Annotated in this window: 15 protein-coding genes and 1 other annotated feature; all 15 genes read left to right on the top strand. The window is 49.5% G+C overall.

Features of this window, described 5'->3' with window-relative positions:
• Nucleotides 1–325 precede the first annotated feature (325 nt).
• The 15 genes from rpmG (at nt 326) to tuf (ending at nt 17,608) form a co-directional block, all read left to right on the top strand.
• Nucleotides 326–475 carry a 50S ribosomal protein L33 gene (gene rpmG / locus ACFQ03_RS25390; protein WP_144936473.1) on the top strand — a complete coding sequence of 50 codons (150 nt, stop codon included), beginning with the start codon at nt 326–328 and terminating at the stop codon, nt 473–475.
• Between the two features lie 17 nt (nt 476–492).
• The gene (gene secE / locus ACFQ03_RS25395) at nt 493–705 is read left to right on the top strand and encodes a preprotein translocase subunit SecE (protein WP_144936476.1); all 213 of its coding nucleotides are present in this window, start codon (nt 493–495) and stop codon (nt 703–705) included.
• 17 nt (nt 706–722) lie between these two features.
• The gene (gene nusG / locus ACFQ03_RS25400) at nt 723–1,256 is read left to right on the top strand and encodes a transcription termination/antitermination protein NusG (RefSeq protein WP_144936479.1); all 534 of its coding nucleotides are present in this window, start codon (nt 723–725) and stop codon (nt 1,254–1,256) included.
• Between the two features lie 137 nt (nt 1,257–1,393).
• Nucleotides 1,394–1,819, top strand: a complete 426-nt coding sequence (gene rplK / locus ACFQ03_RS25405; protein ID WP_144936482.1) for a 50S ribosomal protein L11 — start codon at nt 1,394–1,396, stop codon at nt 1,817–1,819.
• 103 nt (nt 1,820–1,922) lie between these two features.
• Nucleotides 1,923–2,615 carry a 50S ribosomal protein L1 gene (rplA, locus tag ACFQ03_RS25410; RefSeq protein WP_144936485.1) on the top strand — a complete coding sequence of 231 codons (693 nt, stop codon included), beginning with the start codon at nt 1,923–1,925 and terminating at the stop codon, nt 2,613–2,615.
• A gap of 46 nt (nt 2,616–2,661) precedes the next feature.
• Nucleotides 2,662–2,809 (top strand) — a sequence feature (ribosomal protein L10 leader region).
• A 38-nt stretch (nt 2,810–2,847) separates the two neighbouring features.
• A complete protein-coding gene (gene rplJ, locus ACFQ03_RS25415) occupies nt 2,848–3,357 on the top strand; it encodes a 50S ribosomal protein L10 (RefSeq protein WP_144936488.1) in 510 nt (169 codons plus the stop codon).
• Between the two features lie 54 nt (nt 3,358–3,411).
• Nucleotides 3,412–3,777, top strand: coding sequence for a 50S ribosomal protein L7/L12 (gene rplL, locus ACFQ03_RS25420; RefSeq protein WP_144936490.1), 366 nt, complete (start codon nt 3,412–3,414; stop codon nt 3,775–3,777).
• A 139-nt stretch (nt 3,778–3,916) separates the two neighbouring features.
• Nucleotides 3,917–4,519, top strand: a complete 603-nt coding sequence (locus ACFQ03_RS25425; protein ID WP_144936493.1) for a class I SAM-dependent methyltransferase — start codon at nt 3,917–3,919, stop codon at nt 4,517–4,519.
• A 987-nt stretch (nt 4,520–5,506) separates the two neighbouring features.
• Nucleotides 5,507–9,043, top strand: a complete 3,537-nt coding sequence (gene rpoB / locus ACFQ03_RS25430; RefSeq protein WP_379291863.1) for a DNA-directed RNA polymerase subunit beta — start codon at nt 5,507–5,509, stop codon at nt 9,041–9,043.
• Nucleotides 9,044–9,116: 73 nt separating this feature from the next.
• Complete coding sequence (rpoC, locus tag ACFQ03_RS25435; RefSeq protein ID WP_150960543.1) at nt 9,117–12,773, top strand: DNA-directed RNA polymerase subunit beta'; 3,657 nt, start codon at nt 9,117–9,119, stop codon at nt 12,771–12,773.
• Nucleotides 12,774–12,904: 131 nt separating this feature from the next.
• Entirely contained in the window at nt 12,905–13,159 is a 255-nt protein-coding gene (locus ACFQ03_RS25440) for a 50S ribosomal protein L7ae-like protein (RefSeq protein ID WP_144936498.1), read from the top strand.
• 164 nt (nt 13,160–13,323) lie between these two features.
• Complete coding sequence (rpsL, locus tag ACFQ03_RS25445) at nt 13,324–13,743, top strand: 30S ribosomal protein S12 (protein WP_144936501.1); 420 nt, start codon at nt 13,324–13,326, stop codon at nt 13,741–13,743.
• A 52-nt stretch (nt 13,744–13,795) separates the two neighbouring features.
• Nucleotides 13,796–14,266, top strand: a complete 471-nt coding sequence (gene rpsG / locus ACFQ03_RS25450) for a 30S ribosomal protein S7 (protein WP_144936504.1) — start codon at nt 13,796–13,798, stop codon at nt 14,264–14,266.
• Nucleotides 14,267–14,308: 42 nt separating this feature from the next.
• Complete coding sequence (gene fusA / locus ACFQ03_RS25455) at nt 14,309–16,384, top strand: elongation factor G (protein WP_144936507.1); 2,076 nt, start codon at nt 14,309–14,311, stop codon at nt 16,382–16,384.
• Between the two features lie 30 nt (nt 16,385–16,414).
• Nucleotides 16,415–17,608, top strand: a complete 1,194-nt coding sequence (gene tuf / locus ACFQ03_RS25460; protein WP_144936510.1) for an elongation factor Tu — start codon at nt 16,415–16,417, stop codon at nt 17,606–17,608.
• Nucleotides 17,609–17,922 lie beyond the last annotated feature (314 nt).

Genomic DNA, 17,922 nt, shown 5'->3' on the forward strand with positions numbered 1-17,922 from the left:
GAGCTGCGGTTTTTCCACTTAGTTACCGACTTTCGCTACAGAGGAACTAGCTGTATGAAATCCAGTTAAACATCTCTGGCGGAAAAGCTTGCTAAGGCAATGCTCGTCACTTTGTAGGGTTATCCTAGTATAAATTATAGTACATATGTAAATATTGGAGTTCTAGGTTTACTAATCCTTAGGTAAGAGAATAATGGTAATGATCCATTCCTTGACATGAAAATCGCGGTATGATAAATTAATTCAGTAACCCTAAATTGTCAGGCTCTCCTCAGACAATCGGGGGTTCTTTATTAAGAAGGTTGTCTACCAGGGGGGTGTGATCATGCGGGTAATCATTACGTTGGCATGTACTAACTGTAAACAGCGTAACTATACGTCCAATAAGAACAAGCGGAACCATCCGGACCGCATGGAGATGAAGAAATATTGCAAGTTTTGCAATGAACACGTGCTTCATCGCGAAACAAGGTAAGCAGTGGGGGTGCAGCAATGGCTTTTTTAGGTAGAATCAAGCGAGGCTTCGGCTCCACCTTTTCCTACTTTGCGGATAGCTGGGCTGAGCTGAAGAAAGTCAAGTGGCCCAATCGTAAAGAAATGGTGAGCTATACTCTTGTCGTGTTGGTTACCGTTATTTTCGTAACGATCTACTTTACTATTCTCGACCTTGGGATTTCCAATATAGTCCGTTTGATAACGGAATAGGGACCGGGGTGACCTTTATGGAAAAAAGATGGTACGTTGTTCACACTTATTCCGGCTACGAGAACAAGGTTAAGGCCAATCTGGAGAAGCGCGTCGAATCGATGAACATGATGGACAAGATCTTTCGCGTGCTTGTTCCGATGGAAGAAGAAGTAGTCAACAAAGACGGCAAGAAGAAAACCGTCATGCGCAAAGTGTATCCCGGTTATGTTCTTGTAGAGATGATCCAGACGGACGATTCCTGGTATGTGGTTCGCAACACGCCGGGGGTGACTGGTTTTGTCGGTTCTACAGGTTCCGGTTCCAAGCCGATTCCACTGTTGCCGGAAGAAGTGGATTCTATTCTGAAGCATATGGGAATGGAAGAGCCTAAGCCGAAGATTGACTTTGACTTGAAAGAGACGGTTCGTGTTAAAGTGGGTCCTTTTGCCGATTTTGTGGGATCCGTTGAGGAGATTTTGCCTGACAAAAGTAAGCTAAAGGTGCATGTAAACATGTTTGGAAGAGAAACCCCGTTGGAGCTTGACTTCCATCAGGTGGAGAAACTGTAGAGAACCCGGCCGGGTGCTCTTCGCTTGTTCTCTTCTTCTCATAAGGTTATGCCAGGTCTATCTGGATTGGGATAGGCCTTCATTGGTGGGAGGGAAACATCCCGTTAGACCACACTACGTGCAAGGAGGTGTCTCACATGGCAAAGAAGGTAATCAAAGTCGTTAAGCTGCAAATTCCCGCTGGTAAAGCTAATCCGGCTCCGCCAGTAGGTCCGGCTCTAGGTCAAGCAGGTGTCAACATCATGGCATTCTGTAAGGAATTTAACGCTCGTACGGCCGATCAGGCTGGTTTGGTTATTCCGGTAGAGCTGTCTGTTTTCGAAGACCGTTCTTTCACGTTCGTAACCAAAACTCCTCCGGCAGCCGTACTGTTGCGTGTAGCAGCAGGAATCGAGAAAGGCTCCGGCGAGCCTAACAAGGTTAAGGTAGCAACGGTAAAACGCGACAAAGTTCGTGAAATCGCCGAATCCAAAATGGCTGATTTGAATGCTGCATCGGTGGAAGCCGCTATGCGTATGGTAGAAGGAACTGCCCGCAGCATGGGAATCAAGATTGAAGATTAAGATTTACCGAATGCTTCCCGCAATAATGAATGCAATAAGTGGCGGTAATTATCCGCATAACCGTGGGAGGATTATCCGTTAATACCACGAAGGAGGAAACCAAATGCCTAAACATGGTAAGAAATATTCGGAGGCAGTCAAGCTGGTTGATGCAGATGCTCAATATGAGCCTGCGGAAGCTGTTGCTCTTGTGAAGAAGATGGCCTCTGCTAAATTTGATGAGACAGTAGAAGTTGCCGTGCGTCTGGGAGTTGACCCCAAGAAGCAGGACCAAGCGGTTCGCGGCGTAGTTGTTATGCCGCACGGTACGGGTAAAACCAAGCGGGTTTTGGTTTTTGCCAAAGGAGAGAAAGCCAAGGAAGCCGAAAGCGCCGGCGCTGATTTTGTAGGCGATCAGGACATGATCAACAAAATCCAACAAGGCTGGTTCGAATTCGATGTCTGTGTGGCAACTCCGGACATGATGAGTGAAGTAGGGAAATTGGGACGGTTGCTCGGGGGGAAAGGTCTGATGCCGAACCCGAAAGCGGGAACCGTAACCTTCGACGTAGCGAAAGCTGTCCAGGAAATCAAGGCCGGTAAGATTGAGTACCGTCTTGACAGAGCAGGACAAATTCATGCGCCTGTAGGGAAAGTTTCTTTCGACGAACAGAAGCTGACCGAGAACCTGCGTGCATTAGTCGAAGCACTGGTCAGAAGCAAGCCTGCTGCGGCTAAAGGGGTTTACTTGAAGAGCGCAGCGATTTCGTCCACTATGGGGCCGAGCGTGAAATTAAACCTTCAATCTTTTAGATAAGCGGTTGACTTCAAACAGTCATCTATGCTACTCTAAGTGAGGTTTTCTGAAATTGAATATGCTGCCGTAGACAGCAGGTGCTTATTGCAAGCTTAATTTCCTGCCGAGGTGTTATGATATAGTTTCGTATTTCGTTACGGAATCTCGAATCATCATGCCTTCGTACTGTCTGCGAAGGCTTTTCTATTTGTAACGCTCCATCCTAGCAACTAAGTACCAGGAGGTGTAACAGATGGGTAATGCAAAAGTTCGTGAACAGAAACAACAGCTGGTTTCCGAGGTGGTAAGCAAGCTTCGCGAAAGCAGTTGTACGATCGTAGCAGACTATCGCGGTTTGAATGTGGCCCAGGTAACCGAGCTTCGTAAGCAGCTGCGTGAAGCGGGAGTGGAATTCCAGGTCCTTAAGAATACGTTGGTACGCCGTGCTACGGCAGAAGCTGAACTGACGGAGCTGGACACCGCTCTGACGGGACCAACAGCGATTGCATTCAGTAAAGAGGATGTCGTCGCACCTGCCAAGATTTTGTCCGATTTTGCCAAGAAGAACGACAAGCTGAGCATTAAAGCGGGTATTGTCGAAGGCAAAATCGTGGACATCAGCCAGATCAAGGAACTGGCGGATCTTCCTTCCAGAGAAGGTCTTCTGTCCATGTTGCTCAGCGTGCTTCAAGCGCCTGTCCGCAACTTCGCGCTTGCAGTTAAAGCTGTGGCGGAGAAGCAGGAGAGCGGAGCGGAAGCTTAAGCTGACGGAAGAAACGATAAGGATAAGATATTATACTATATTGGAGGTTTAACCATGAGTAAAGAGCAAATTTTAGAAGCCATTAAAGGCATGTCCGTTTTGGAACTGAACGACCTGGTTAAAGCAATTGAAGAAGAATTCGGCGTAACGGCTGCCGCTCCTGTAGCGGTTATCGGCGGAGCCGGTGCTGCTGCTGAAGCTGAAGAGCAAAGCGAATTCGACGTAATCCTGGCTAATGCCGGCGGATCCAAGATCAACGTTATCAAAGTGGTTCGCGAAATCACTGGTCTTGGCCTGAAAGAAGCTAAAGATCTGGTTGACGGCGCACCGAAGCCGATCAAAGAGAAAGTATCCAAAGAAGATGCTGAAGCTATCAAAGCTAAGCTGGAAGAAGCAGGAGCAACTGTTGAAGTAAAATAATGCAGTTTCCTATATGGACCCTTTGAAGTTTGTTCTTCAAAGGGTCTTTCCTTAGTCGGCGTGGATGCGGTTATCCCGGATCGGCACCGGATTTGGAAATAAAGGGATGAACTAATCACCGATGCAGGGAGGAATTTAGATGTCCGATCACTACTATACGCCGAAACCGGTCGCCGCTCACGATTTGCGAATGATTAGACAAAGCCTGCGGGGCCGGGATTTTCAATTTGTTACGGATGCCGGGGTCTTCTCGAAGAACGCGATTGATTTCGGAAGCCGATTGCTGATCGAGTCGGTGGAAGTTGCGGAAGATGCCAAGGTGCTGGATGTCGGCTGCGGCTACGGTCCGATCGGTATCGCTGTGGCGGCAGAGGTGAGCCTTGGATCGGTGACGATGATCGATATTAACGAGCGCGCCGTTGAGTTAGCTCGTGAGAATGCAAGACGTAATGGCTTGGCCAACGTTAAAGTTATGCAAAGCAACATGCTGGAACAGGTATTGGATGACCGGTTTCATTGCATTCTGACGAACCCTCCCATACGTGCGGGCAAGGCGGTCGTTCATCAAATTTTCGAACAGGCGTATCATTGTTTGCTTCCTTCCGGACAGTTGTGGGTGGTTATTCAGAAAAAGCAGGGAGCTCCTTCCGCTAAGCTGAAGCTGGAAGAAATGTTTGGTCAGGTGGAGGAAATAACCAAGGATAAAGGGTACCGTATATTTAAAGCGACCAAAACCGTCTGATAACAAATGGTTTTCGGTTGAGTCGGGTTAGAAAGGTTTAAATGGAGCATTTGAAAATCTGTAGTTATTTTCATGGATCGCCGTTTAAAGAAAAGGAGTAGTTATGAAGTCTTTTTTGCTTCCTTCATTGACTCTACTCTCCAGATATGTTATTATTATAAAATGTCAGCATAAAATAGGCTTTATGTCTTTAGTTAATTAAAATGTCAAGCATTTTTTATCTTCTACAGAATTGCGGAAGAGAGGTGCGATATTTTTTTACCCAAAGGACAAGAAATGGAAAGATTTAGTCCAATCTGCCGTTTTGAAGATTATGGGATATTTACTAAGGGCATAATGAAATACAGAGAGAATTACGACTGGGCTTTTTTGGAAAAAGTTCAAAAAGGAAGGCTTCTAATGAAGCTTTTTCTAGTTTATTCCATCGGAAAGGTTTTGTTCATCAGATGTTCGTGAACGACTTTCCGATGACCGCTTAAGAGGGACTTAAATAATGAGTAGTATTTTTGCCCGCGGTAGAATTTGTAGGTATCTGCTTTCCGGACGACTTCAAATTCTATTTTGATGTTAAGAAAAGCTCTGTTGAAGCTATATCGAGGGCGGTCGTTCCTCTATACTACAGCTTTTCTCGACAACTCGAAAGGGGTTCGCCTTAAATTAAGCGGATCTGAAATTCGGGAGCGGTCAATTTCCTCTAGTGCGGTCGCTCATCCTCGAAATACTCCGAGAGGAGTTTTCCTATACAGCGGAAGGGTTAAGGATTCAGAGGGATCCGGAGCAGTTCTTTCCGCGTTAACCGCTTCTCATGCGGCCGCTTTCTACTGCGAAAGGGGCCTCGTTAGATGTCTTTTCGCTATATAAGAGACTATGCTTCATTCGCTCCAGATTTGACCGTCTTATATAGCTTGGTGAGCGGAGTTGTTCTCTATGAACAGGCTCCGGAAGTTTTAGCAACATAATTTGAGTAGTCACGAGGGGTGAAGAATGTTGGCGGGTCATCTTGTTCAATATGGTCGACGCACACGCAGGTCGTATGCACGTATTAATGAAGTGCTGGAGATTCCTAACCTGATCGAAATTCAACAGAAATCATACGATTGGTTTCTGGAGGAAGGCCTTCGGGAGATGTTTCAAGACATATCGCCAATTCAAGATTTCACGGGAAACTTGGTTTTGGAGTTTATCGACTATAGTTTGGGCGAGCCCAAATATACGGTCGACGACGCCAAAGAGCGGGATGTCACTTATGCAGCTCCTCTCCGGGTGAAGGTCCGTCTTATTAACAAAGAGACGGGTGAGGTTAAGGAACAGGAAGTGTTCATGGGGGATTTCCCTCTGATGACGGAAACAGGCACTTTTATTATTAACGGGGCGGAACGGGTAATCGTCAGTCAGCTAGTACGCTCCCCTAGTGTCTATTTTAGTACGAAAGTTGATAAAAACGGCAAAACCACCTATACGGCTACGGTTATTCCCAACCGGGGGGCCTGGTTGGAGCTGGAAACAGACGCCAAGGATATCATCTATGTGCGGATTGACCGGACTCGGAAAATTCCGGTAACCGTTCTGCTGAGAGCTCTTGGTTTCGGCACGGATGCCGAAATACTCGACCTCCTCGGCGAAGATGAGTACATCCGTAATACGCTGGACAAGGATAATACGGATTCCACGGAAAAAGCTTTGATCGAAATCTATGAGAGATTGCGTCCCGGCGAGCCGCCGACGTTGGATAACGCCAAGAGCTTGCTCGTAGCCAGATTCTTTGATCCGAAAAGATACGATTTGGCTAATGTCGGACGTTACAAGATCAATAAGAAGCTTCATATCAAGAACCGTCTGTTCAACCAGCGCCTTGCTGAAACGCTGTTCGACCCCGAAACGGGTGAGATTATTGCAGAGACGGGCCAAATGCTTGACCGCAGACTCCTGGACAAAATTCTTCCTTATTTGGAAGAAGGCGTCAATTTGAAGGAGTTTCCGGTAAATGGCGGGGTAACCGAGTCGGATGATATTCCGCTGCAATGCATTGACGTATTCTCCCCTTATGAAGATGGCAAGGTCATCAAGGTCATCTCCAACGGGAATATTGATAAATCAGTAAAGCATATTACGCCTGCCGATATTATTTCCTCCATTAACTACTTTATTAATTTGCTTCATGGTATCGGCAGTACGGATGATATTGACCATCTGGGCAACCGCCGTCTCCGGTCTGTCGGAGAATTGCTGCAGAACCAGTTCCGGATCGGTCTGTCCCGGATGGAACGTGTTGTGCGGGAGCGGATGTCCATTCAGGATGCCAATGTCATTACGCCGCAAGCGCTGATTAACATTCGTCCGGTGATCGCTTCGATCAAGGAGTTCTTCGGCAGCTCTCAGCTGTCCCAGTTTATGGACCAGACGAACCCGCTGGCTGAGCTGACGCACAAGCGCCGTCTCTCTGCTTTGGGACCTGGCGGATTGACAAGAGAACGCGCCGGGCTGGAGGTTCGGGACGTTCACCACTCTCACTATGGACGGATGTGTCCGATTGAGACGCCGGAAGGACCGAACATCGGTCTGATCAACTCTTTGTCAACCTTTGCGAGAATCAACGAATACGGCTTTATTGAGGCTCCGTATCGTTGGGTGGATCCGCAAACGGGAGTCGTCACGGACAAGATTGCCTATCTGACCGCCGATGAGGAAGATAATTACGTTATTGCCCAGGCGAATGCGGAGCTGTCTCCGGAAGGTACGTTCGTGAACGAGAACGTAATTATCCGCTATAAGGATGATATTCTGACTCTTCCGCGCGATCGGGTTGACTATATGGACGTTTCGCCTAAGCAGGTTGTATCTGTAGCGACGGCGTTGATTCCGTTCCTGGAGAACGACGACTCGAACCGTGCGCTGATGGGTTCGAACATGCAGCGGCAAGCGGTGCCTTTGCTCGTTCCGCAAGCTCCGTTAGTCGGAACCGGTATGGAGCATAAAGCGGCTAAAGATTCGGGAGTCTGTGTCGTTGCCAAGCACGATGGTGTAATCGAGAAAGCTTCCGCGAATGAAATCTGGCTTCGCCGCCAGGAGACCATAGATGGCAAGAAGGTAAGCGGAGATCTTATCAAGTATAAGCTGCACAAATTTTTCCGCTCTAACCAAGGGACTTGCATCAACCAGCGGCCGCTCGTCAAGCGCGGGGATATCGTCAAAGTCGGAGATATTCTGGCGGACGGTCCTTCCACCGAGCAGGGCGAATTGGCTCTCGGCCGTAACGTTGTCGTAGCGTTCATGACATGGGAAGGCTATAACTACGAGGATGCCATTCTGCTGAGCGAGAAACTGGTTAAGGAAGACGTGTATACGTCTATTCATATTGAGGAATACGAGTCCGAGGCGCGGGATACCAAGCTCGGACCGGAAGAAATCACCCGGGATATTCCTAACGTCGGGGAAGAGGCGTTGAAGAATCTGGATGAACGGGGAATTATTCGGGTCGGTGCGGAAATTGGCGCCGGGGACATTCTGGTCGGGAAAGTCACTCCTAAAGGGGTAACGGAACTGACTGCAGAGGAGCGCCTGCTGCACGCGATCTTCGGTGAGAAGGCACGTGAAGTCAGAGACACCTCCTTAAGAGTGCCGCACGGAACAGACGGAATCGTCGTTGACGTTAAAGTGTTTACCCGGGAGAATGGCGATGAGCTGCCTCCTGGAGTCAACCAGCTTGTACGGGTATATATCGCTCAGAAACGGAAGATTTCCGAGGGCGACAAGATGGCCGGACGTCACGGGAACAAAGGGGTTGTGGCCCGGATTCTGCCTGAGGAGGATATGCCTTTCCTGCCGGACGGAACGCCTGTAGAAGTTGTTCTGAACCCTCTTGGGGTTCCTTCCCGGATGAATATCGGTCAGGTTCTGGAGGTTCACCTCGGGATGGCAGCCAAGCTGCTCGGCATTCATACCGCGAGCCCTGTTTTTGATGGAGCCACCGAGTATGACGTATTCGATACGATGGAAGAAGCCGGAATGCAGCGGAACGGTAAGACCATTCTCTACGACGGACGGACAGGAGAGCCGTTCGAACGCGAGGTCACCGTTGGCGTCATGTACATGATCAAGCTGGCGCACATGGTCGATGATAAGATCCATGCCCGTTCCACAGGGCCATACTCCCTCGTTACCCAGCAGCCGCTGGGTGGTAAGGCGCAGTTTGGCGGACAGCGGTTCGGTGAGATGGAGGTATGGGCGCTGGAGGCTTATGGCGCGGCCTATACCCTTCAGGAAATCCTTACGGTCAAGTCCGATGACGTGGTCGGCCGGGTGAAAACCTACGAATCCATTGTCAAAGGCGAGAATGTGCCGGAGCCAGGTGTTCCTGAATCGTTTAAAGTATTGATCAAAGAGCTGCAAAGCTTGGGTATGGACGTCAAGATCCTGACTGAGAACGAAGAAGAAATCGAAATGAAGGAAATAGATGATGAGGATGACACGGGCAGTGACAAGCTCAACCTCAATCTGGAAGGAGCTGAACTGGGCGTAGAATAGCCCGGTTTCAGCTTTGGACGACACACGGTCGCTAGTTTGAAGAGTAATGCACATTTCTAAGGAGGGTTGCTCCTTGATCGACGTTAACAACTTTGAGTATATGAAGATCGGATTGGCATCGCCTGAGAAGATTCGTTCCTGGTCGCGAGGGGAAGTCAAAAAGCCGGAGACGATCAACTACAGAACGTTAAAGCCCGAGAAAGAAGGGTTGTTCTGCGAAAAGATCTTCGGACCGACCAAGGATTGGGAGTGTCATTGCGGTAAATACAAGCGGGTCCGCTATAAAGGAGTCGTCTGTGACCGATGCGGTGTAGAGGTCACCCGTCAGAAGGTTCGCCGTGAGCGGATGGGCCATATTGAGCTGGCTGCTCCTGTCTCCCACATCTGGTATTTCAAGGGCATTCCGAGCCGGATGGGCCTGGCTTTGGACATGTCGCCGCGTTCCTTGGAGGAAGTGATTTATTTCGCCTCCTATGTCGTGACCGATCCGGGAGATACGCCGCTGGAGAAGAAGCAGCTGCTATCGGAGAAGGAATACCGCAGCTACCGCGAGAAATACGGATATGCTTTCCAGGCGGGAATGGGTGCTGAAGCGATCAAGAAGCTGCTTCAGGACATCGATATAGAGAAGGAATTAGATTCTCTTAAAGAAGAACTCAAGACCGCTCAGGGTCAGCGCAGGAATCGTGCGATTAAACGTCTTGAAGTCATTGAGGCGTTCCGCAACTCCAAGAACCTGCCTGAGTGGATGGTCCTCGACGTGCTCCCGGTTATACCGCCGGAGCTTCGTCCGATGGTTCAGCTCGATGGTGGCCGCTTTGCGACTTCCGACCTGAACGATCTGTATCGGCGTGTTATTAACCGGAACAACCGGCTTAAGCGCCTGTTGGATCTGGGTGCACCAGATATCATTGTTCAGAACGAGAAGCGGATGCTGCAGGAAGCGGTCGATGCCCTGATCGATAACGGCCGCCGCGGGCGTCCCGTAACCGGGCCCGGAAACCGTCCTCTGAAATCCTTAAGCCATATGCTTAAAGGAAAGCAAGGCCGTTTCCGTCAGAACCTGCTTGGTAAACGGGTAGACTATTCGGGCCGTTCGGTTATCGTTGTAGGCCCGAGCCTGAAAATGTATCAATGCGGATTACCTAAAGAAATGGCGTTGGAGCTGTTCAAGCCGTTCGTCATGAAGGAATTGGTGAACAAAGGGCTGGCCCATAACATTAAAAGTGCCAAGCGGAAGGTAGAGCGAAGCAGCGCGGAAGTGTGGGACGTTCTGGAGGAAGTAATCAAAGAACACCCAGTTCTTCTGAACCGTGCGCCTACGCTGCACAGACTTGGAATTCAGGCGTTCGAGCCTATTCTCGTAGAAGGACGTGCCATTAAGCTTCACCCGCTCGTATGTACGGCTTACAACGCTGACTTTGACGGTGACCAGATGGCGGTTCACGTTCCGTTGTCTGCAGAAGCTCAAGCGGAAGCCCGCCTTCTGATGCTGGCATCCGGCAATATTCTTAACCCGAAAGACGGAAAGCCTGTCGTTACTCCGTCTCAGGATATGGTATTGGGAAGCTTCTACTTGACGATGTCTAACAAGGAAGCCAACGGGGCGGGTATGATACTGGCATCCGTTCATGAGGCCGTCTCGCTGTATCAGCGCGGAATTGCGTCTCTGCATGCGGTTGTCGGGATTCCGGCCAAGGCCCTTAATAAGACATCATTCACGGAAAAGCAGCAAAATGCTATGCTGATTACTACCATCGGGAAAATTATATTCAATGAAATCTTCCCGAGTGATTTCCCATATATCAACGAAGCCTCCAAGGCTAACTTGCTGAATGGAATATCCGACGAGCACTTCGTGTTCGACAAAGGCGTGGACATCCGCGAGCGCATCATGCAGGCCGAGGAGAAGCCGGCTATAGGCAAGGAATACCTCGGAGCCATCATTGCGGAATGCTTCCGCCGCTACCATACGACGGAGACTTCCGTAATCCTTGATAAAATCAAGAGCCTGGGCTTTACTTACTCGACTCGCGCCGGTATTACCATTGCCGTGGCGGACGTAACCGTGCCTCAAGAGAAAGACCAGATCATCAAGGCATCGGAAGAGAAGGTACTGACCGTCACGAACCAATACCGCAGAGGTCTGATCACCGATGAAGAACGGTACGACCGCGTCATCGGCATCTGGAGTAAAGCCAAGGATGACATTACGGACATCCTCATGAAATCGCTGGATAAATTCAACTCCATCAACATGATGGTTGAATCCAAAGCACGGGGTAACAAATCCCAGATTACCCAGCTCGGCGGAATGCGCGGCTTGATGGCTAACCCGTCCGGACGGATCATCGAGTTGCCGATCAAGTCCAACTTCCGGGAAGGACTTACCGTTCTGGAGTACTTTATCTCCACGCACGGTGCCCGGAAAGGATTGTCGGATACGGCGCTTCGTACCGCAGACTCGGGTTATCTGACACGCCGTCTGGTTGACGTGGCTCAGGATGTTATCGTCCGTGAAGAGGATTGCGGCACGGACAAAGGTCTTGTCGTCACCAAAATTCAGGACGGTAAAGAGGTCATCGAGGATCTGTACGACCGGATTGAGGGAAGGTATTCCTTCGAGACGGTAAGACATCCGGAAACCGGTGAGATCATTGTCGGACGGAACGAGATGATCACGGCGTCCATTGCCGATCAGATCGTACGTGCCGGGGTGGAGAAGGTGCAAATCCGTTCGGTGCTGAGCTGCCGTGCCAAGCACGGAGTATGTAAGAAATGCTACGGACGCAACCTGGCAACAGGTCAGTTCGTTGAAATAGGTGAAGCAGTCGGAATTATCGCCGCACAATCGATCGGGGAGCCTGGAACGCAGCTGACGATGCGTACGTTCCACACCGGGGGAGTAGCCGGAGACGATATTACTCAAGGTTTGCCGCGGATTCAGGAGCTGTTCGAGGCCCGGAATCCGAAAGGTCAGGCGATCATCACCGAAGTCGACGGCGTGATCAAGGATATCCGCGAAGCCAAAGATCGCCGGGAGATTGAAGTCCAGGGCGAGGCGGAGACCAAGGTGTACTCCGTAACCTTCGGTTCCCGAATCCGGGTAACGAAGGGACAGACGGTGGAAGCCGGAGACGAGCTGACGGATGGCTCGATCGATCCGAAGGATATGCTGCGGATTAAAGGAATACGCGGCGTTCAGAATTATATTCTGCAAGAAGTTCACCGCGTATACCGGAACCAAGGCGTTGAAATCAACGACAAGCATATCGAGGTTATGATCCGCCAGATGCTGCGTAAGATCCGTATCGTCGATTCCGGAGATACACCGCTCTTGCCGGGTTCGTATGTGGATATCCATGAATACGAAGCGGCCAACCGTGAAGCGCTGCTTAACGGGCTTGAGCCTGCAGTGGCCAGACCTGTACTGCTTGGAATCACCAAGGCTTCGCTGGAGACCGACTCCTTCTTGTCGGCCGCATCCTTCCAGGAGACGACCCGTGTCCTTACGGATGCCGCCATCAAGGGCAAGGTGGACCAATTGCTCGGTCTTAAGGAGAACGTCATTATCGGTAAGCTGATTCCTGCCGGAACAGGAATGGCGCGGTACCGGAATGTACGCATCATGGATCCGAATGCGCCGGTAACGGAGCCCGAAGGCGATGAGGCTGTAGAGAACGGCTTGGATCCCGAAGCGGGCAGCGAGGTTGCATTGAGCCAGAATTAATACTTCCAGATAGTCAAGAAAGTTCATGAAATTACATGCATGAACTTTCTTGACACAGTTTTTTTGAAGTGATATTATATCGGAGTGTGCCTATTTGATCTCACCTGTACTTTGGAGGATACGAGTTAATCATGTCTTATGATAAAGTTAAGCAGGCAAATCATTTAATCGTTGGCACCAAGCAAGCGACAAGGATGGTGGAGCTTGGTAAAGCCGAAGAGGTCATTATTGCCAAGGACGCCGATCCGCGCATAACAACGAAAATGGTAAACCTCTGCAAAAAAATGGGGGTTAAAGTAACCTATGTCGATTCTATGAAAATGCTTGGAAAAGCATGCGGGATCGAAGTGGGTGCTGCCATGGCTGCAGTGGTGAATGAAGGATAGATATGTTTTTGTTAACGGAAGGCCTTATATGAAGCACACCGGAAACGGAGTGTTTCATGGTGTACTTCTGCGGGCAAAAACTTTCCTTTGCTTTTTTATGATTCACCTGGATCTGTGGGCTTGCTGCAAGGAAATAGAAAGTATAAAGGAAGGAGGTGCGATGAATGCCAACAATTAACCAACTAGTTCGCAAAGGCCGCAAGGCGAAGGTTTACACTTCGAAATCTCCGGCCCTGCAAAAAGGGTTTAACGCGCTGAAGAGAGAGGAAACAGATTTGAACGCCCCTCAAAAGCGCGGAGTTTGTACTCGTGTGGGCACGATGACACCGAAGAAACCGAACTCCGCCCTCAGGAAATATGCCCGTGTACGCTTGAGTAACCGTGTAGAGGTAACCGCCTATATTCCGGGAATCGGGCACAACCTTCAAGAGCACAGCGTTGTTCTGGTGCGTGGAGGTAGGGTTAAAGACCTTCCGGGGGTACGTTACCACATCGTTCGCGGAGCATTGGATACCGCAGGTGTAGCCAACCGGATGCAGGCTCGTTCCAAATACGGAGCGAAGCGTCCTAAGGAGAAGAAATAAACCGGACTCGATCCGATAAATGGATGAAGAATGTAACGAAAGGGGGATAACTATGCCACGTAAAGGACCAGTTCCACGCAGAGACGTATTGCCGGATCCGATTTACAACAGCAAGCTGGTAACCCGTCTGATCAACCGTATCATGATCGACGGTAAGAGAGGTACGGCACAAAGAATTCTATATGATGCTTTCAACGCGGTTAAAGAACGTACCGGCAAAGAGCCAATGGAAGTTTTTGAACAAGCGCTGAAGAACATCATGCCTGTATTGGAAGTAAAAGCCCGTCGTGTCGGGGGGGCCAACTACCAAGTACCTATCGAAGTAAAGCCTGAGCGCCGCACTTCGCTTGGTTTGCGCTGGTTGGTGCATTACTCTCGTCTTCGCGGCGAGAAGACAATGCAGGAAAGACTGGCTGCGGAAATCATCGATGCCAGCAATAACTCCGGTGCTTCGGTTAAGAAGCGCGAAGATACTCATAAAATGGCTGAGGCTAACAAAGCTTTTGCTCATTACCGCTGGTAGAATTCCAAAAATGGCAGCATATTAGAAAGGAGACGAATGACTATGGCAAGAGAGTTCTCCTTACAAGATACACGAAACATCGGGATCATGGCGCACATTGACGCCGGTAAGACTACCACGACGGAGCGGATCCTGTTCTACACGGGTCGTACCCACAAGATTGGGGAGACCCACGAGGGTTCCGCTACTATGGACTGGATGGAGCAGGAGCAAGAACGTGGAATCACGATCACTTCGGCGGCGACGACAGCCCAGTGGAAAGGTCACCGCATCAATATTATCGACACGCCTGGTCACGTAGACTTCACCGTTGAAGTTGAACGTTCGCTTCGTGTACTGGATGGAGCAGTTGGTGTGTTTTGCGCCAAGGGCGGCGTAGAGCCCCAATCTGAAACCGTATGGCGTCAGGCAGACCGTTATGGCGTTCCGCGGATCGCATATGTTAACAAGATGGACATTATCGGTGCAAACTTCGATGGTGTTATCGAACAGATGCGTGAAAGACTGCAGGCCAACGCTGTTGCAATCCAATACCCTATTGGTGCGGAGAGCGAATTTGTTGGTATTATCGACCTGATCGAAAACTGCGCCTACATCTATAAAGATGACAAAGGGCAGGAAATTGAGAAGGTTGAAGTTCCTGCAGAGTATCAAGATAAAGTTGAAACGCTTCGTGGAGAATTGATAGAGAAAATCGCCGAGCTGGATGAAGAACTGACGATGAAATACCTGGAAGGGGAAGAAATCAGCGTAGATGAGCTGAAGGCTGCTCTTCGCAAGGGAGTAATCGATGTTAAGATCACTCCGGTTCTGTGCGGATCCTCTTACCGTAACAAAGGTGTTCAGTTGATGCTTGACGCTGTCGTAGCTTATCTGCCGGCTCCTACCGATGTTCCGGATATTACGGGGCATTTGGAAGACGGAACCGAAGCTACCAGAAAGTCCTCCGATGATGAGCCTTTCGCAGCGCTTGCGTTCAAAATTATGACTGACCCGTATGTAGGTAAACTGACCTTCTTCCGTGTTTACTCCGGTATTCTGAATTCCGGTTCCTATGTGTTGAACACAACCAAAGGAAAGCGCGAAAGAGTGGGACGTATCCTGCAAATGCACGCTAACAGCCGTCAGGAAATTACCGAGGTTCATGCCGGTGATATCGCGGCTGCCGTAGGTTTGAAGGATACAACTACAGGGGACACCTTGTGTGATGAGAAAAATCCTGTTATTCTGGAGTCAATGACCTTCCCAGAGCCTGTTATTGACGTAGCTATCGAACCGAAGACGAAAGCCGACCAGGACAAGATGGGTATTGCTTTGTCCAAGCTGGCTGAAGAAGACCCGACTTTCAGAACGCACACCGATGAAGAAACAGGGCAGACGATCATTTCCGGTATGGGTGAGCTTCACCTGGAAGTTATCGTTGATCGTATGCTTCGCGAGTTCAAGGTGGAAGCGAACGTAGGTAAGCCTCAGGTAGCCTACAGAGAAACCTTCCGCAGTGCGGCTAAAGTCGAAGGTAAATTCGTACGTCAGTCCGGTGGACGCGGTCAATACGGACACGTATGGGTTGAGTTCGAGCCTCTTGAGCCGGGAACTGGTTTCCAATTCGAGAACAAGATTGTCGGTGGAGCCGTTCCGAAGGAGTACGTCGTTCCTGTTCAGGCAGGAATCGAAGAAGCTATGAAGAACGGGGTTTTGGCCGGATATCCGCTGGTTGACATCAAAGCAACACTGTTTGATGGTTCCTACCATGATGTTGACTCTAGTGAGATGGCGTTCAAAATTGCCGGATCTATGGCGCTCAAGGCAGCCAAGGATAAGTGTAATCCTGCCATCCTTGAGCCTATCATGAAAGTGGAAGTCACTGTACCGGAAGAGTATATGGGAGACGTTATGGGAGATTTGAACTCCCGCCGCGGACGCATTGAAGGAATGGATGCACGCGCAGGAGCCCAAGTCATTCGCGCCAAAGTACCTTTGGCCGAAATGTTCGGATACTCCACGACTCTCCGCTCCCGTACCCAAGGTCGCGGGGTTTACTCTATGGAAATTTCCCATTATGAAGAAGTGCCTAAATCTATCGCCGATGAAATCATCGCTAAGAACAAAGGCGCCTAATATATTTAATTTTAAGGAGGCTTATTAAACATGGCAAAAGCAAAATTCGAACGTACAAAACCGCACGTTAATATCGGAACTATCGGTCACGTTGACCATGGTAAAACAACTTTGACAGCTGCCATCACAACTGTATTGACAAGGAAATACGGCGGCGGAGAAGCATTCTCCTACGATCAAATCGACAAAGCTCCTGAAGAGCGCGAGCGCGGTATTACGATCTCTACTTCCCACGTTGAGTATGAGTCCGCTAACCGTCACTATGCTCACGTTGACTGCCCTGGACACGCCGACTATGTTAAAAACATGATCACCGGCGCTGCCCAAATGGACGGAGCTATCCTGGTTGTATCCGCTGCTGATGGTCCTATGCCGCAAACTCGTGAGCACATCCTGCTCTCCCGTCAGGTTGGCGTACCTTATATTGTAGTCTTCCTGAACAAATGCGACATGGTAGAAGACGAAGAGCTTCTCGAACTGGTTGAAATGGAAGTTCGCGATCTGCTGAGCGAATATGAATTCCCTGGAGATGACACTCCGGTTATCCGTGGTTCCGCACGTGAAGCTCTGCAAAATCCGGACGGAGAATGGGCTCAGAAAATCGTCGAGCTGTTCGAGCAAATCGACACCTACATTCCGACTCCTGAGCGCGACACTGACAAGCCTTTCTTGATGCCTGTCGAGGACGTATTCTCCATCACCGGACGCGGTACGGTTGCTACTGGCCGTGTAGAGCGTGGAACAGTTAAAGTGGGCGACGAGATCGAAATCGTTGGTCTTGTAGAAGAAACTAAGAAATCCGTTGTAACCGGAGTAGAAATGTTCCGTAAGCTGCTTGACTCCGCTCAAGCCGGGGACAACATCGGTGCTCTTCTCCGCGGTGTGGATCGTAAAGAAATCGAGCGCGGCCAAGTTTTGGCTAAGCCTGGTTCCGTTAATCCGCACACCAGCTTCACCGCTCAAATCTACGTACTGACTAAAGAAGAGGGCGGACGTCATAAGCCTTTCTTCACCGGATATCGTCCTCAGTTCTACTTCCGTACAACGGACGTAACAGGAATCATCACTCTTCCGGAAGGAACCGAGATGGTTATGCCTGGGGACAACATCACCGTTACCGTTGAACTGATTGCTCCGATCGCTATCGAGCAAGGAACCAAATTCGCTATTCGCGAAGGCGGACGTACAGTAGGTGCCGGTGCGGTTGCTACAATCGTGAAGTAATAATGCAATTATGAGAACCTTCATCTTAATAGGTGAAGGTTCTCTTTGCGATTTAAGAAGAGGAAGAATTCAAGCCGACGTAGAGGCTGCATAAGGCCTATAGCCCTTAATGCTTTGGTTGTTTCTATAAAAGAATAGCGTTTGAGTAAGTTTTTTTGAAATTTTCTTGATTTCTTGCTGGGTTTTTAATATAATAGTGAACGTTGGTCTGTGACGTTGCGATGATGTGAGAGGTTGCTGACACACCCGGCCCCTTTGCCATGGACGGTGTTCAGGAGATTTTCACGGAGTATGTCCGATTATAATTTGGGCGA

The sequence above is a fragment of the Paenibacillus residui genome, from assembly GCF_042677205.1.
Classification (GTDB): Bacteria; Bacillota; Bacilli; order Paenibacillales; family NBRC-103111; genus Paenibacillus_L; species Paenibacillus_L residui.

Coding starts and splice junctions, on each gene's coding strand:
- rplL (WP_144936490.1), top strand. CDS start 3,412: ATGAGTAAAGAGCAAATTTTAGAAGCCATTAAAGGCATGTCCGTTTTG.
- rpmG (WP_144936473.1), top strand. CDS start 326: ATGCGGGTAATCATTACGTTGGCATGTACTAACTGTAAACAGCGTAAC.
- rpsL (WP_144936501.1), top strand. CDS start 13,324: ATGCCAACAATTAACCAACTAGTTCGCAAAGGCCGCAAGGCGAAGGTT.
- rplA (WP_144936485.1), top strand. CDS start 1,923: ATGCCTAAACATGGTAAGAAATATTCGGAGGCAGTCAAGCTGGTTGAT.
- ACFQ03_RS25425 (WP_144936493.1), top strand. CDS start 3,917: ATGTCCGATCACTACTATACGCCGAAACCGGTCGCCGCTCACGATTTG.
- nusG (WP_144936479.1), top strand. CDS start 723: ATGGAAAAAAGATGGTACGTTGTTCACACTTATTCCGGCTACGAGAAC.
- fusA (WP_144936507.1), top strand. CDS start 14,309: ATGGCAAGAGAGTTCTCCTTACAAGATACACGAAACATCGGGATCATG.
- ACFQ03_RS25440 (WP_144936498.1), top strand. CDS start 12,905: ATGTCTTATGATAAAGTTAAGCAGGCAAATCATTTAATCGTTGGCACC.
- tuf (WP_144936510.1), top strand. CDS start 16,415: ATGGCAAAAGCAAAATTCGAACGTACAAAACCGCACGTTAATATCGGA.
- rplK (WP_144936482.1), top strand. CDS start 1,394: ATGGCAAAGAAGGTAATCAAAGTCGTTAAGCTGCAAATTCCCGCTGGT.
- rplJ (WP_144936488.1), top strand. CDS start 2,848: ATGGGTAATGCAAAAGTTCGTGAACAGAAACAACAGCTGGTTTCCGAG.
- secE (WP_144936476.1), top strand. CDS start 493: ATGGCTTTTTTAGGTAGAATCAAGCGAGGCTTCGGCTCCACCTTTTCC.
- rpsG (WP_144936504.1), top strand. CDS start 13,796: ATGCCACGTAAAGGACCAGTTCCACGCAGAGACGTATTGCCGGATCCG.